This is a genomic window from Dyella sp. Tek66A03 (assembly GCF_052567735.1).
Genome location: NZ_CP199584.1, coordinates 400954 through 416126, shown reverse-complemented (window position 1 = coordinate 416126; position 15173 = coordinate 400954). Strand labels below are relative to the sequence as shown.

The 15173-nt window shown below is 62.2% G+C and carries 17 protein-coding genes; 9 read left to right on the top strand and 8 right to left on the bottom strand.

Annotation, left to right across the window (positions count from 1 at the left end; genetic code table 11):
• The first annotated feature begins 11 nt into the window (after positions 1–11).
• A complete protein-coding gene (locus tag ACT01B_RS01805; protein WP_445145692.1) occupies positions 12–1589 on the top strand; it encodes an alpha/beta hydrolase in 1578 nt (525 codons plus the stop codon).
• 93 nt (positions 1590–1682) lie between these two features.
• On the opposite strand, the gene ACT01B_RS01800 is transcribed toward ACT01B_RS01805, so the two are convergent.
• Together ACT01B_RS01800 and ACT01B_RS01795 are read right to left on the bottom strand one after the other, a co-directional pair.
• Entirely contained in the window at positions 1683–2549 is an 867-nt protein-coding gene (locus tag ACT01B_RS01800) for a MipA/OmpV family protein (protein ID WP_445145691.1), read from the bottom strand.
• A 500-nt stretch (positions 2550–3049) separates the two neighbouring features.
• Positions 3050–3652 carry a TetR/AcrR family transcriptional regulator gene (locus ACT01B_RS01795; RefSeq protein ID WP_445145690.1) on the bottom strand — a complete coding sequence of 201 codons (603 nt, stop codon included), beginning with the start codon at positions 3650–3652 and terminating at the stop codon, positions 3050–3052.
• 111 nt (positions 3653–3763) lie between these two features.
• Here ACT01B_RS01795 and ACT01B_RS01790 point away from each other — a divergent pair, with 111 nt between their 5' ends.
• Positions 3764–4768, top strand: a complete 1005-nt coding sequence (locus ACT01B_RS01790) for a saccharopine dehydrogenase family protein (RefSeq protein WP_445145689.1) — start codon at positions 3764–3766, stop codon at positions 4766–4768.
• 37 nt (positions 4769–4805) lie between these two features.
• Positions 4806–5579: an isocitrate lyase/PEP mutase family protein gene (locus ACT01B_RS01785; protein ID WP_445145688.1), complete on the top strand. Its 774-nt coding sequence runs from the start codon at positions 4806–4808 to the stop codon at positions 5577–5579.
• Between the two features lie 122 nt (positions 5580–5701).
• On the opposite strand, the gene ACT01B_RS01780 is transcribed toward ACT01B_RS01785, so the two are convergent.
• Genes ACT01B_RS01780 through bufA2 form a run of 4 tightly spaced genes read right to left on the bottom strand, consistent with a single transcriptional unit; the run spans position 5702 to position 8671 of the window.
• Complete coding sequence (locus tag ACT01B_RS01780; protein WP_445145687.1) at positions 5702–6625, bottom strand: AraC family transcriptional regulator; 924 nt, start codon at positions 6623–6625, stop codon at positions 5702–5704.
• A 58-nt stretch (positions 6626–6683) separates the two neighbouring features.
• Positions 6684–7496, bottom strand: a complete 813-nt coding sequence (locus tag ACT01B_RS01775) for an HvfC/BufC family peptide modification chaperone (protein WP_445145686.1) — start codon at positions 7494–7496, stop codon at positions 6684–6686.
• On the bottom strand, positions 7493–8344 hold the full coding sequence (bufB, locus tag ACT01B_RS01770; protein ID WP_445145685.1) for an MNIO family bufferin maturase: 852 nt from the start codon (positions 8342–8344) through the stop codon (positions 7493–7495). The genes ACT01B_RS01775 and bufB overlap by 4 nt, the downstream gene beginning before the upstream one ends.
• A gap of 51 nt (positions 8345–8395) precedes the next feature.
• Positions 8396–8671, bottom strand: coding sequence for a BufA2 family periplasmic bufferin-type metallophore (bufA2, locus tag ACT01B_RS01765; RefSeq protein WP_445145684.1), 276 nt, complete (start codon positions 8669–8671; stop codon positions 8396–8398).
• A 297-nt stretch (positions 8672–8968) separates the two neighbouring features.
• Between bufA2 and ACT01B_RS01760 the strand changes: the two genes are divergently transcribed.
• The 4 genes from ACT01B_RS01760 (at position 8969) to ACT01B_RS01745 (ending at position 11562) form a co-directional block, all read left to right on the top strand.
• The gene (locus tag ACT01B_RS01760; RefSeq protein ID WP_445145683.1) at positions 8969–9430 is read left to right on the top strand and encodes a DoxX family protein; all 462 of its coding nucleotides are present in this window, start codon (positions 8969–8971) and stop codon (positions 9428–9430) included.
• A 105-nt stretch (positions 9431–9535) separates the two neighbouring features.
• Entirely contained in the window at positions 9536–9922 is a 387-nt protein-coding gene (locus ACT01B_RS01755) for a thioredoxin family protein (protein WP_445145682.1), read from the top strand.
• The gene (locus ACT01B_RS01750; RefSeq protein WP_445145681.1) at positions 9922–10650 is read left to right on the top strand and encodes a cytochrome c biogenesis CcdA family protein; all 729 of its coding nucleotides are present in this window, start codon (positions 9922–9924) and stop codon (positions 10648–10650) included. Before ACT01B_RS01755 ends, ACT01B_RS01750 begins: the two co-directional genes overlap by 1 nt.
• Positions 10651–10692: 42 nt before the next feature.
• Positions 10693–11562: a patatin-like phospholipase family protein gene (locus ACT01B_RS01745; RefSeq protein ID WP_445145680.1), complete on the top strand. Its 870-nt coding sequence runs from the start codon at positions 10693–10695 to the stop codon at positions 11560–11562.
• Positions 11563–11651: 89 nt separating this feature from the next.
• On the opposite strand, the gene ACT01B_RS01740 is transcribed toward ACT01B_RS01745, so the two are convergent.
• Positions 11652–12179 (bottom strand): DUF2501 domain-containing protein, encoded by a 528-nt coding sequence (locus ACT01B_RS01740; RefSeq protein WP_445145679.1) that lies wholly within the window; start codon positions 12177–12179, stop codon positions 11652–11654.
• 293 nt (positions 12180–12472) lie between these two features.
• On the opposite strand from ACT01B_RS01740, the gene ACT01B_RS01735 reads away from it, so the two are divergent.
• Positions 12473–13093, top strand: a complete 621-nt coding sequence (locus ACT01B_RS01735; RefSeq protein WP_445145678.1) for a phosphatase PAP2 family protein — start codon at positions 12473–12475, stop codon at positions 13091–13093.
• 398 nt (positions 13094–13491) lie between these two features.
• Positions 13492–14130 carry a cysteine hydrolase family protein gene (locus ACT01B_RS01730; protein ID WP_445145677.1) on the top strand — a complete coding sequence of 213 codons (639 nt, stop codon included), beginning with the start codon at positions 13492–13494 and terminating at the stop codon, positions 14128–14130.
• Between the two features lie 115 nt (positions 14131–14245).
• On the opposite strand, the gene ACT01B_RS01725 is transcribed toward ACT01B_RS01730, so the two are convergent.
• The gene (locus ACT01B_RS01725) at positions 14246–14776 is read right to left on the bottom strand and encodes a DUF3455 domain-containing protein (protein ID WP_445145676.1); all 531 of its coding nucleotides are present in this window, start codon (positions 14774–14776) and stop codon (positions 14246–14248) included.
• Positions 14777–15173 lie beyond the last annotated feature (397 nt).

The window sequence follows — 15173 nt, the reverse complement described above, 5'->3', positions numbered from 1 at the left end:
GGGGTGGTTCGATGTATCGATCGATACTTACGGCACTCAAGCGTTTGGTGATCCTGGTACTGGTAGTCTTGCTCAGCGTGCTCGGCATGCGCGCCTGGGATGCATGGCGGGGGGCGCCGCTGCACGCATGGCATACCTTCGAACCGCATGAACTGAATGCGGCGCAGATCGACGCCACCGACTGGAAAGGCTACCTGACCGCTGAAAATGCACTCTTTGACGAGGTGAAGCGCAACGTCACGGACAAGCTTCCGCCCGAGGACCAGACCGCCGGCAATCGCTATTACGCGGGAGCACCCATCTACCCTGGGCGCTTTGCCACGGACTGGAACCGCTCTTACCAAATGACGCCCGATGGCCCCGTGGTAGGCACCGTCGTGTTGCTGCACGGGCTGACCGATTCGCCGTACAGCCTTCGCCACATCGCCCGCGTGTATCGCAATGAAGGCTTCTTCGTGGTCGCCATCCGCCTGCCTGGACATGGCACCGTGCCGTCCGGCCTCAGTCACGTGCAATGGGCCGACTGGATGGCCGCGACGCGCCTGGCGGTACGCGAGGCACGCACGCATGCCGATCCTCACGCACCGCTGCACCTCGTCGGTTTTTCCAATGGCGGTGCGCTGGCGATGAAATATGCGCTCGAAGCCATCGAGGACCCCAGGCTCGCGCGTCCTGACCGACTGATCCTCATTTCGCCCATGATCGGCATTACGCGCTTTGCACGCTTTGCCGGGATTGCCGGCCTGCCCGCCTTGTTGCCGCCCTTTGCGCGCGCTTCGTGGCTGGACGTGGTGCCGGAGTTCAATCCCTTCAAGTACAACTCCTTCCCCGTCAACGGCGCACGCCAGGCCTACCGGCTCACCGATGCGCTGCAAAGCCAGCTCCAGCGTCTGGCGCAAAGCAATCAGCTCGGCAGCATCGCACCCGTACTGACCTTTCAGTCCGTGGTCGACTTCACGGTAAGCACGGCAGCGGTGATGCGTTCCCTCTATGGACTGCTGCCGGACAACGGCAGCGAAATCGTGTTGTTCGACGTGAATCGCGACCCGAGCTTCGATGTGTTCATGCGCCCCACTTCATCGCGGGCGCTCAGCCGCGTGCTGCCCACGGGGCCGCAACGTTTCCGCATTACCGTGTTGGGAAGCATGCCGCCGGACGATGCGATCGTGGAGACGACCATCGAGGCGCACTCCACCGAGTCGCGCACACGTCCGTTGGCGCTGCACTACCCACCCGGCGTATTTTCCATGTCGCACGTGTCGCTCCCGTTTCCGCTGGACGACTCGCTCTACGGAACCACGCCCAACCCCGATGAGTTCTATGGCACGCACCTGGGCACGCAGGCACCCCGTGGTGAACGCGGCGCGCTCGTGCTGAACATTGACGCCATGATGCGCATGGCATCGAACCCGTTCTTTGCTTATGTGCTTGATCGCGTGCGCGAGCTGATCGCCAATCCGGCGCCGCCGCCTTCGCACGGCGAAACTGCTAGCGAGAAGCCGCCATCGGACGCCGAGCTCGAAGCGATGGAAAAGGCGTTCGAGGAATCCAGCGACGTAGATGCCAACGGCGCCCACGTGCCCTGGTAGAGGTTGCGGCCAGCCTTGCAAGCACAAAGCCCCTCATACGAGGGGCCTTGTGATGTCACAGACGCGCGTGGGAGCGGAAAGATTCCCGCCACCTCAGAAGAACAGATAGGTTACCAGCAAGCCATACGTCATCTGATTCTTCTTTTGCACGATCGGGCTGTCACCCGAGTGATTTTCGATCCAGGCCGCCGTGATGTCGGCCCCGATATTCCAGTGCGGTGTCGGGTGATAGGCCGCGCCGACGGAAAAGCGCACTTCGTTCACGCCTGAACCCAGCGAGTACGGCGGCAGCCCGGAGCGCACGCTTTGTTCTGCATTCACGCCAAAGTACGTCGTGTTGTACTGGTCGCTTCCCCACGTCACGCCTGGCCCCGCGGATAGCGTCCACTGCTCGGTCGGCGAGTACTTGCCCATGGTGTCCAGGGTCACCGTGGTGCCGCGCTGGTTATCGCCGATATCCGTCAGCACGCTGCTGCGTGCCGTGAACCAGTCGTAGGTGAAGACGCCAAATGCATCGAAGTGGGTCGTGCGTTTTACATCGCCCAGGCCGCGCAAATGCGAGTCGTCCGATTCCTGTCGCGGTTCGATGAAATCGTAGGTCACCGCCACACCCGCCCGCCAATGGGCATCGTGATACAGGTAGGCACCCAGCGACACCAGCGATCCCGCATCCGGGTTGGCGCCGAAGAACCAACGACCGTAGCCCACACTGAAGATCGGCAGACCTTCGACCTTGGTGCCCCTGGCGCCGGGGAAGGTCGGCATGCTGACCACGCCGGCGCCCACGGCGTATCGCCAGAAGTCCCACTCGCCGCCCCTGGTTTCGTCCGGATTAGGGGCAATCGAGTACAAGCTGTTTGATATCGCGAGTGTGTCGTCGGCCATTGCCGTGGCGGCGAGGCATGACAACACACAGCCCGCCAACAGACTGATACCGCGACGTTTTGATCGATAGCTCATTGCGCATCCCCAGCAAGCAAGGTGAAGTGCACGTGATGGGACTCGCTGCATACCCATCGAACGCTCCAGGGACCCTTCTCGCCTGACCCGGCCGCACCGCTTGCCTGCTCGCCGCCGCCTCGGGTCAGCCAGAGCTTTCAAGCGTCAGCGATTCAGGTGGTGAGTGGGACTCTGCGATGCCAAGGTAGTGATGGCGATGTCAGTTTCGCGTCAACAGCGCACCCCCATGACGATGGTTATTTTCACATCGTCGGGTTCGCACCTCGTCCGTAGTTTTACTTAGAAACAACAACGAGACGATCGTGCAGACGAGCCCGGCTCCGGGTATCTGGTACGTCAGCGTGGTCGGCATCAAGGCGTTCGCCAATGTGCAGGTGATCGCCAGCTACGTCGCGCACTAAAGGAAAGATGAGCGGGGCGGGTTCGGTCACCGCCTCGCTCAAATTTCGATGGGCCGTAATCAATCAGGTCGAACGCTCCAATCCCTGGAGCTGAAGGCGTTACTTGGTTGCGTGCGCAGCCTCGAGCAGCGCCTGCATGGATGCGAGAAGAATCTGGATCGCATCGTCAGTGACAAGCAGGTCTGAGCTCACGAAGGCGCCATTGACCAATAGGGCCAGTTGCGCGGCCAGCACATCCGGGCGGGCCACATCGAGCCGCCTGGCGATGATATCCAGGCGCGCCCGCAGCGCCTGCATATGCGCGCGGGCCACCTGTCGCGCGGGATGATCCTGTTCGGGAAATTCGGCAGCGACATTGATCTGCGGACAACCGCGATAGTTCGAACGCGCCAGGCGCGCGCCTATCCAGCGCATTTGGGCTGCCAGTTCGCCAGCCGGATCATCCGCATGAGCGGCCGCCACACCATCCCAGGTAGTCCAGAAGTCGACATCCTCACGCTGCAGGAAAGCGACGATGAGATCGTCCTTGGTGCGGAAGTGTCGATACAGGCTGGTCTTGGCCACGCCGGCCTGCTCCACCACCAGATCGACGCCGACGGCGCGGACGCCTCGCTGGTAAAAAAGGCTCGAGGCGCATTCCAGAATGCGTTCGCGCACATCCAGGGCTTCGCCCCCCTGCGCTTTTTGGTGCTTAACAGGCACTCGCGTCTTCATTTCCGGCACCGGGCCAACTTGGGTGTTGACATGATACAGACCGTTCTGTAGCGTTACAAGGAACAGACAGGTCTGTAGCGTTCAACGGTAGCCCGGATTATGACGACGAACAGAAAGGCGGTGGCGGTCTATGGCGCGACGGGCCATACGGGAAAGTTCGTTATCGGTGAACTGCTGCGCCGCGGCTTAGCGGTTGTGGCGGTGGGCCGCGATATATCGAGAATGCCCGCGGGCGTGACGGCGCGGCTCGCCGGTATCGATGATGCGGCTGCCCTGGACCGGGCGTTCGCCGGCTGCTCCGTGGTCATCAATTGCGCCGGCCCGTTCCTGGATACGGTAGCTCCCATCGTCGAGGCCGCTTTGCGGGCGGGCAGTGCCTATCTGGATGTCACGGCGGAACAAGCCAGTGCGCTCTCGACCTTTGAGCGCTATGACCGGCGTGCTCGCGACACGGGTGTTGCCGTGATCCCGGCGGCCGGCTTTTACGGCGGCCTGGCGGACCTTCTCGCCAGCGCCCCGGTTTGCCAACGTCCGGCGGAGGACATGACCGTTGCCATCGCCCTCGATCACTGGTGGCCGACCGAAGGAACCCGCAAGACCGGCGAGCGCAATCGCGTGCCGCGGGTCGTGGTCGAGAATGGCAACCTGGTGCCCATGGCCGTCCCCGCGGCGAAGACGGCATGGACCTTCGATGCGCCGCATGGTGTGCAGGAGATGGAAGCCATGCCCTTCAGCGAGATCATCACGATCTCCCGCCATCTGCAGGTGCGCAACTTGCGCGCCTATCTCAATGCGTCGTCCCTCAATGAAATACGTGACGCCACGACACCCGCGCCCGTGGCCGTCGACACGCAGGGGCGATCGGCACAGAAATTCGCCATGGAGGTTGTCGCGCGCGATAGTAGCGGCACACGTCGCGCCCTCGCGCAGGGACAGGACATCTACGCCGTCACCGCGCCCCTTGTCGTCGAGGCGGCCGCGCGCATGCTTCAACCTTCCTTCCATCGCAGCGGTGCATTGGCCTTGGGGGACGCATTTGATGCCGAAGACTTCCTGCGCTCCTTCAAGCCTGAACACCTGACGTTCCAGCTCAATGCGACCTGATCCACGTGGTTCAATCCAACCATCAAGGAGTTGTGACATGCAGCAGAACGAACTCGCAGCGTTGTTGGCTTCGCTTCACGTCAAGGGTAACCCGCTCGTCCTCTATAACGCCTGGGATGCCGGCAGTGCCAAGGCCATTCGGGATGCGGGTTCGCCCGTGATCGCGACGAGCAGCTGGGCCGTAGCTGCGGCGCAGGGTTATGGTGACGGCGAGTCGATGCCCTTCACCTTCGTCGAAGACGTCGTTGCTCGCATCACCAGCGCCGTGGATGTCCCGGTGACGGTGGATGTCGAGGGCGGCTACAGCGATGACCCTCAGTTTTGCGCTGCCAACGTCGCGCGCTTGATGGACCACGGCGTGGTCGGCATCAACTTCGAGGACCGCATCGTGCACGGGACTGGCCTGCATGGCGTTGATGCGCAAAGCGCGCGCATCGCCGCGATCCGGGCCATGGCTGAGGCGCGCGGTGTTCCACTTTTCATCAATGCCCGCACCGATCTGTTCCTTGGCACCGGAATCAAGCCACCTGCTGGCATACCCGAGGCGAAAGAACGGGCGGCCGCCTATGCGCGCGCTGGCGCCTCCGGATTCTTCGTTCCCGGCCTGGTGGACTTGTCCGCCATTCGGGACCTGTGCAACACCATCGACCTACCCTTGAACGTCATGACGATGCCAGGGCTCCCTCATGCACGAGAGTTGTCCGACGCCGGTGTCGCACGCATCAGTCACGGACCGGCAGCCTTTGTGCTGGCCATGGAAGCTATACGCAACGCGGCGAACGCTGTCCACAAAGAACGCCTGATCGCGTGAACCCAAGGAGTCGCGCGGCCGCATGGCCGCGCGCTATCGACGAGCAGTAAACCCGCACCACGCGAAATCACGGCGTTGATGGGTCGGACGGCCGCCAGTGGGTTCGAGCAAGCCAAGTTCGCTCAGTTCAACGCGACGGCCCGGCAACTTTCCGCGCGAACCCGTCCCGGGCAGATGCCGCTGACCCGCTTGAACAGGCGACGGAACGCCGCTTCGCTGCTGTAGCCGAGTTGCTGGGCAATGCCCGCCACGGATTGCTGGCGATCGCGCAGGAGTTGCTCCGCGACGCTGACGCGCCACTGCGTGACGTATTGCACCGGCGGTACCTTCATCAGCTGGGTGAAGCGTTCGGCAAAGGCGGAACGTGACATGCAGGCGAGCGAGGCCATCGACTGCATGGTCCAGGTCAGGCCGGGGTTCTCATAGACCGCTTGCATGACCCTGGCGATACGCGGATCAGCCAGCGAGGCGAAGAGCCCGCGGCGCTCGTCCGTGCGTTGCGCAAAATCGCAAACCGCCAGCGTAAACAGCGCGTCGGCGAGTTTGTTGAGCAACACCTGGCGACCCGCGAGCCCGGCATTGACCACCTCGACCATCATGGCCGACAACTGTTGGAACGTGTGATGGGCCGACTTCGAGCGGATCACTACGCACGCAGGCAAGGCCTGGCTGAGTGGATGTTGCGACGTTCCCATGAAATGGAGTTCGCCGCAGATCAGGCTGGTCTGGTCCTGGCGTTCCGCGCCGGCATGGCCGCGCGCACTCAGACGGTGCGGGTCACCATGCGGGAACAAGACGAGATCACCGGTCTCCAGATCTAGTGCGTCATCGAGCGCGGGACTTTCGACCCTGCATCGACCCACGCCGACGAGATGAAACAGTCCGCGCGGATAACGTGGTTCGTCGAGGAACCACGAGCCACAGCGATGCAATTCGGCGATCACCTCGACGCGCAGCATCGAGTGGTTGAGCAGCGACTCCAGTGCCGGCTCGATGAGCACGGGACAGGGGCCAGCGGACAGGACAGGATTCGGTTCGATGTACACGGGACTTCCTTCCGACAGTTCGCTCGATACCTGAACTTCGCCGGATGGGTCCGTGCGGTTACATGGCACCCCCGCCCGCCATGACGGGCCAAAGTGAGGCCCGCAATCCGCCTATCAGCCCTTCATCCAGCCATTGGGAAAGCAGTGCCGCCATGCGCGGCAGCGCCTTAACCGGGCCATTGTGCTCCGCCAGTCGTTCACAAAGCCGTGAAAACGCCTCACCCCGCATGGCACCCGCCAGCGCCGCGCATTCATCTGCCTGAATCGTCCGGTAGCGAACTTCCAGCGATTGGCGCCAGACGAGCATGTGACGAGGCTTGCCGAGGCGCCGCAAGCGTGGACGTTTCAGGCCGCGGTCGGCCGCACGGCGGAACGCATCGACGTTATAGGCGCTGGTCAATATCTGCAGATGGCCCAGCGGGGTGAGCCGCAAATCGGCCCATGCCTCAGCCGGCACACCGGCGAGGTCAGCCGCAGGCAAGACGGCCTCGTCGGCCACATCGAAGACGGTTGAAATCGCCCAGTCCAGGCGTGCCATATCGGCCAGCTCAGGCTTTTCGCGCCAGGGCAAGGCATGTTCCAGATAGGCCGGCAGGCCCGCGCCATGCCAGCGGATGTTGTAGTGCTCGGACGGGTGCGCCGCCGCATAACCATCCAGCAGGTGGCTAAATCGATGCCCCGCCATCAGCCCAAGCCCCGCGTATTCCGTCGCCAGGGCGTCGCGCAGGCGGATGCGGTAGCCATTGCGGTAAACCGCCAGGCGGCTGGTGATATCGGCGGAGTCCTCGCCGCGCAGTTCGCGCAGTCGTGGCGGGGCATTCGTCAGCATGGCCTGCAGCAGGTGCTGCTGGAGGGTCTGCAGATCGGTCATGCCGCCTCCCGCAGCAGCGGCGCCGCCAGCCGCCGCGCGTGATCGAGCTCGGCTTGAAGTTCGGTCAACGGCGGGATGTGATCATCGCGCTCGATCATGGTGGATACGCGGCCATAGCGACGCACCGCTTCGACGTAGAGATCCCACACGGAGTCGACGATCGGCGCGTCGTGGGTATCAATGAGCAGCCGCTCGCCGTGCTCATGTCCGGCAAGATGAAACTGTTGCACTCGCGCTGCAGGAATGCCGTCCAGATAGTCCAGCGCAGAGAACCCGTGGTTGTATGCGCTCACATGGATATTGTTGATATCGAGCAGGATCATGCAGTCCGCACGTTCCGCCACGGCGGCGAGAAACTGCCATTCCGTCAATTGCGATTGGGCGAAGCTGATATAGCTCGACACGTTCTCGAGCAGGATGCGGCGCCCGAGGATATCCTGCACGCGACGCACGCGGTCCACGACGTGCGCCAGCGCTTCCTCGGTATACGGCAGCGGCATCAGGTCATGCAGGTTGACGCCTTGCACGCCGGTCCAGCACAGGTGATCGGACACCCACATCGGTTCGATATGGCGGGCCAGCCCGGCCAGTCGCGCAAGATAGCCATGGTCAAGCGGGTCGGTGCTGCCAATCGACATCGATACGCCGTGCATGACGAGTGGAAAACGCTCGCGGAATCTTTCCAGCCACGCAAGCGGCCGTCCGCCAGGTATCAGGTAATTCTCGGAGACGATCTCCAGCCACTCCACGTTGCCCGGATTTTCCAGCAGCGCCTCGTAGTGATCGACGCGCAGGCCCAGGCCATAGCCGAGATAGGGAAGCTGGTTGGTGTGCGATTCGCTATTCATAGCGGCAGTGGCGGAGCTTCCCAGGCAAGCCGGGAAGCTCCGCCGTCCACATTACGACTTCTTCGCGGCGGCTTGAGCGGCGGTGCAGTCATCCTGAGACTTCTGCATGGTGAAGCCCTGGCCCTTGCACGAATTCTGGCCCTTGCAGGAGTTGGTGGCCTGCTTGCACGAGCCTTGGCCCTTGCAGGATGACGAGTGCATGCACTTGACAGCGGCGGAGTCGCCGGCGGGCGTCTTGTCGGCCGCCGAGGCGGACATCGAGGTGACGGCAAACAAGCCGGCAACCATCATCGCCATGGCCGCGCCGTTGAGTTTGTTGGTCTTCATGGATCACTCCTGATAAGTCATGAGAGCCGCCATGGTTCGCGGCGTTGGGAAACGCTTTGCCGGACCCGGCATATCAAACTCGCCGACAGATCCGACCTCCGCATTCTCGACAACCCGGGCGTCGATGACTGTTCCCGTGCATCCGGTTCTTGTGCCCGATCGTCCGGCGTCGGAGCCAAACTGGCCGTCGCGAGCAAGGATCGGACTGCGGGCTAGAAAGCGCGGACGCCCGAACATGGCGAGTGGGCCACGACATAACCATGATGTTTGCACTTCGTTGCCCCGGGATCCGCAACCATGCGTCAGTTCATCGCCACCACGGCTTCGCGCCTGCTTCAGATGCTCCGCACCATCGAATGGCTGGGGCCACTCACGGTTCGCGTGGTGTTCGGCTATTTCTGGCTCGAGACAGGCATTGCCAAGGTTCACAACCTCGAAGGCTTCACCATGCGCTTCATGGGCTGGGGCATCCCCTTCCCGGCCTTCAGCGCCGGGCTGTCGGCGTGGACCGAACTGATCGGTGGCCTGCTGTTGATGCTCGGCCTGTTCACGCGACTGGTCTGCATACCCATGCTGATCAATATGGCCGTCGCGGTGACCCTGGTCGTATCGAGCAACCTGATGGGGTTGGACGACTACGTTGAAGCCGACGAAGTGGTGTACAGCCTGATCTTTTTCTGGCTGCTGATCGCCGGACCGGGCAAGGCAAGCCTCGACACCCTGCTGGCGCGCATGCTCGGCATCCGCACCGCTGCGTGAGACGTCTGCTGGCAGGTAACGCCCTCGGCTCCCGCGGCGAAGAACAGTTATGCATACCGCCGCGCAAATCGCGCGCCCTCACCTCACCACGGAGCCATGCGTGAAATGAAAGCAAGCACACTCAGTTATCTAGCGGGCGGCCTATGCCTGATGCTGGCAAGCTCGGCGTTTGCGGGCGAGGTGCCATTCAACCAAGCGCAGTACGACAAGGCCGTGGCCGCGGGCAAACCCGTGGTGGTCTATCTGCACGCGGACTGGTGCCCGACCTGCCGCGCGCAGCAACCCATCGTCGACAAGCTGTCGGCGGAGCCGCGCCTGAAGGACGTGACCATCTTCGTGGCGGATTTCGACAAGGAGACCGCACTCGAGAAGGCGCTCAAGGTGAACCAGCAGTCGACCTTCGTGGTGTTCAAGCAGGGGCATGAAGTCGCGCGCTCAACCGGGCAGACCCAGGAAAACGCGATACGCGCGACGCTGGAACAGGCACTTTGATGGACTTCGGTCTGGGCACATACCTGTTGGGTTTTCTGGCCGGCGCGGCCACCTTGTTGTCACCATGCGTGTTGCCCATCCTGCCTATTCTTATTGCGTCAGCCCTGTCCAAACATCGGCTTGGCAGCACGATGCTCGCGCTCGGGCTCAGCCTTTCGTTTGCGCTGGTGGGCATTTTCGTCGCCACCCTGGGTGCGTCGATTGGCTTGAGCGCGGGTACGTTCCGTCAGGTAGCGGCAGCGCTCATGGTGCTGTTTGGCATCGTGATGCTGTCGTCACGCTTGCAGGTGGTTTTCTCCCGGGTCAGTTCAGGCCTAGGTTCAAGCGGCCAGCGCGCGCTTGGCGTCGTCAAAGGCGAGGGTCTGTGGAGCCAGTTCCTGATCGGACTCTTGCTTGGCGTGGTGTGGAGCCCGTGCGTCGGCCCCACGCTCGGCGCTGCGACGACGCTGGCGGCACAGGGAAAGAATCTTGGCCACATAGCGCTGCTGATGATGCTGTTCGGCCTGGGTGCGGGGCTTCCGCTGTTGGGATTAAGCTTGGTGTCGGGCGCTAGGATGACGCGCATGCGCGGTTCGCTGGCGTCGATTGGCGGCATCAGCAAGTCTGTGCTGGGTGGCTGCTTCGTGTTGGTCGGCGCGCTCATACTGAGCGGGCTGGATCGAAAACTCGAAGCCGCCCTCTTGTCCATCAGCCCGGATTGGCTGACCAGGCTGACTACGTCATTCTGACCTACGGCTTCGAGCGCACACGGCAGCATGCAGGTGAGCGACATGACCCAGACCGACAGTATCAAGCGAACCGCCTTTGTACTGGCAGGCGGCGGCAGTCTCGGTGCGGTCGAGGTGGGCATGCTGCAGGCGTTGCTCGACTGGGGAGAGGCGCCTGCGTTCATGGTGGGCGCCTCGGCGGGCGCCATCAATGCCGCCTACTTCGCTGCGGACCCAACCCGCGATGGCGCGGACAAACTGGAGCGGCTGTGGTGCGTGATCCGGCGCCGCGATGTATTTCCGCTCAACCTGGGTAGCGTGATCGGCTTGCTGCGTCGTCGTGACTATCTGGTCGATTCCTACGGGCTGCGCTCCCTGCTGGAAAAGCACGTCGAGTATGCACGCCTGGAAGAGGCACGATTGCCCCTGTACATCGTCGCGTCGGACATGCTGACGGGTGAGGAAGTCGTGCTGTCCTCCGGATCGGTCGTCGATGCCGTGCTGGCCAGTGCCGCGATACCAGGCGTGTTTCCTCCGGTACAGATCGGGGCCCGACTGCTGGTGGATGGCGGCGTGGCCAACAACACGCCGATCTCAACGGCGATCAAGCTGGGCGCCACCCGCGTTATCGTCCTGCCCACCGGTTTTGCCTGCGCCATCAGCCAGATTCCGACCGGGGCGATCGCGCGCGCCCTGCATGCGCTCAGTTTGCTGGTGTCGCGCCAGCTGATTCACGATGCGGAGCATTTCGCGAATAGCCACGTCGAGCTGCGCATCGTGCCCAGCCTGTGCCCGCTGGATACCTCGCCTTACGACTACTCATCGGCTCGCGCACTCATCGCGAAGTCAAAGGCATGTACCGAGCAATGGCTGGAAAGTGGTGGGTTGGAACAGGGCGGCATACCGGGGCCACTGCAAGAACACCATCATTGATGCGAGGGCGTCATGGCGACTCTACGCATCGCATCGGCGCGCAACGCGCCGATGCGTGGAGGGCAGTGGTAACGTCCCCGTGGAGCCCGTCAATGACCCAGGAACGACTTGCCCTGCTTCAACACGGTATCGCAGACCTTGGTGGTGATCTGCGACTTGATATCGCTTGATCCGCCGCCGACGCTGGCCAGGTCCATGCTCTTGCCGTCACTGCCCTGCAGGATGCCCTTCGCGCCGCTCAAGTAGCCGGCGTCGCTGGTAGGACTGCCGCCCGTCGAACTGCTTGCCGCGTGCTTGCTGCCGGTCAGCTGACCGAGCATATCGCTGGCACCGGATGACTTGTCGCCAGCGCTGGCCGTCGCGCCGGAAGATCCGCCCATTTTTCCAAGCAGCTGATCCTTGATGCCTGACGCGCCCGAATTGCCACCGAGATAGTTGTTCTTGACGCAATACTCCAACAAACCCGCCACATTACCCATGCTGCCCGAAGTCATGGAGCCGCCGCCGGGAATCATACTGCCAAGCTTGCCCAGATCCTGCGCGCCACTCGCAGCGCAAGCGAGGCTGAGCGCGATCGCCACGCAAGTCGTTGTCATGCCGCCACTGTGCTTCTTCATGAGCTTCCCTCCGTTAGATGCGGGGATTCAACACCAACGTTTGTTACGGCTACGTCAGCGCGCGTAGCGTTCATCTTCCACCTCATCGGCGGCCGAGCAGCCGCCATGATCGAACCGCCGCGGCCGCTGCGCCTCCAGTACACCGGCGGGATCTCAGTGGAAAAGCTTCATCCGCGCGCCGATGATCCTGTTGGCCGCATGTTCCGACCTTGCCGTTGTAAGGCAGTGGAAAGCAGGCAAGCGTAGGTTCCTGGTGGCAACTCAGATCGACTCGCAGTCTGGAGGGCGTGCTCATGCATGCGCGACGGTTTGCGGCTTTTGCCCTTGCCTTTGCCTGCGGCCCCGCGTGGGGTGGCAGCGGCCTTCTAGGCCTTGATCATCTCGTGCCGTACGACAACAGCGGCATCTGGAAACGCAGCAATCAGGAGATCCTGATCTACGGATCCATTGTCACGGTCGGCGTGGGTGCTCTGTGGCTGGGAGACGAGGACAAGCTCGGGAATACGTTCTGGCGATCGGTTGACTCGATGGTCATCACTGGCGTCGGCACGCAGGCGCTCAAATGGACGTTCCAGCGCGAACGTCCCTCGCAGACCGACAATCCCAACAAGTGGTTCCAGGGCATCCATGCCCAGAGTTTTCCTAGCGGCGAAGTCGCGGCAGTAGCGGCGGCCGTGACCCCGTTCATGGCTGCCTACGGTAGCGATCACCCCGCGGTCTATCTCCTCGCCGTGCTCCCCGCATACGATGCCGTTGCCCGCGTAAAGACCCATGGGCACTGGCAAAGTGATGTACTGGTCGGTGCCGCCATCGGCACGGGCGTGGGCCTTTGGGCTGCGCATCGGAACTCGCCATGGATCATTTCCCTTCTTCCCGGCGGCTTTCAAGTGGGCTACGTGCACCACTTCGACTAAAGGCGCGCGATATCCGCGCTCGGTCACCGGTGCCACGTCCGAGTAGCGCTGCAGCTACCGGCATCAGCGAAGCCTGCGCGTTGCTCGCCGTAGGCAGCGACCACGCGCGGGGTCAGCATCGGTCCGTTGCCGGGCAACGTATGGGAGAGCGCGTCGTCGAGCGAGGGGCTGCTGTCGCCTCAAGGCGGACTCGCTCTGGGTCGATGGGCGAATGGGCCAGAGACCTGATATAGATACTGGGACGTATCCGAAATGGCGGTCGAGGCGTCACAGGGTTGGGTTCTGAACTATCCACGATTCCAGAGAGGGCCACGCGGCAAGGTTCGCGAGGCTCGTGTCGACACTCAATCCGGAGGTACGCCTTGGCCCGCCTAAAGCTTTCCTGCGAGCGTGGACGCTTGATCGAACTGGACACGGCGCGCACCGCGCTCGGATGCATCGACTTTCAAGCGGATTTCGTCGCGCCAGAAGGCCGCGCGGGAGCCTTGGGCTTGCCCATTGAACCACTCGCGGCGGCGATACCTGCCGCCCAGCGTGCACTGTCCGCAGCACGCGAAGCCGGCATGCTCGTGTTCTTCACCCGCGAGTGTTACGCACCCGACCTGTCTGATCTCAATCCGTTCCGCCGTCAAAACGACCTGGCCATTGGTTCACTCGGCCCCCTGGGCCGATTTTTGGTGAAGGGTGAGAAAGGGACTGAGATTATTCACGATGTGCGACCCGCGGATCGAGAACCCGTCATAGACAAGGCGGGATTCAGCGCCTTCCACCAAACGACTTTGGATACCGTGTTGCGTGTGCGTGGCATCGATACCCTGCTGCTCATGGGTTATACGACGCAATGCTGCGTAGCATCGACTTTGCGCCAAGCGGTCGACCTGGGCTACGCCTGCGTTCTTCTGAAGGATGCCTGTGCGGCCTATGACCCCGCAGACCATGAGGCTACCGTACGCGTCATGTATAGCGAGGGCGACAACTTCGGCTGGGTAAGTGATTCCGAGCGCTTGGCCACCGCCCTGCAGGTGATCAGGCATTGAGCCAAGCAGGCATAGCTAGCGAATCCAATGAACTGGCAAACCGAAAAATTCGGTTTCAACGGCCGCGTTGCGCACGCCAGTTCTTCGGCGAAAAATACTGACGTTCTGCAAGACGTCAGTCGGCCTTGATGTAGAACACGTAGGTGGCCGTATAAGGAACCCCCACCTTTGTTCCGACTCGAGTAGGCGGTTTGGCAGGTGCAACGCCACCTTGCGTTGAGATCCGCTGAACGTAGACGACCTTGCTCAAGACACCGGGCGCAGGGTCGGCGGCAACCTTGATGAGTAACCAAGGAATGTCGCTAGATGACTGCTTCGCAGGCGCCGTTATGACGGGCGTATCCATATCACGTACGACTTTGCTTCCATCGACGGCCTCCCACGATGGGCCGGCATAGTGATGGATCACGCCCTCGCGCCAGCTCAGCTCAGCTAGCGGCGCCTCGAAAGTCCATTTCGGCGCAGCGCCGCCGTCAGCCGTACTCGTATAGATCTGAACCCCCGTAGCTTTCGCCGTGAAAGCTACGGTGTAACCGGCGGGCGGCTGCAATGCGGCTGGCACCGCTTCTGCGGCCCGCGAAACTTTTGCGCCAGCGGCGAGTAGGAAAACTGTCGCTACCAACACGGCCGTAATTTTTCTAGTCATGGACTTGTCCTAGTTGAAGACATGTACTTCTAGCTGGAACCACGATCTCCTCGTTGGGTCGGGAGCGGACCCCAGATTCTTACGAAGACGACCTGTCACTTGACGACTTTTTGCAGCCGGATCCATACGCCGCATATATATAGTTGATACGTATGACAATCAACATGGAGGTGATGATCAGCAAGCGGAATGCGGGCAGGTGTCGCTTGCTGTGCAAATGCCGCGTTCATGGAGAGAAACAACAATGTTGTTGCCAAGCCACGCTTTTTTATTCGTGCCCCTTATCGGTAGCGGATGGTCTAACAATGAAATGCGTCATTCTTTTCTAAGCGTCCGCTGCGGGTGGCGGCCTCAACCGGTCGATGCAACACACTAACGACTGCGCAAGCAGCAGGAG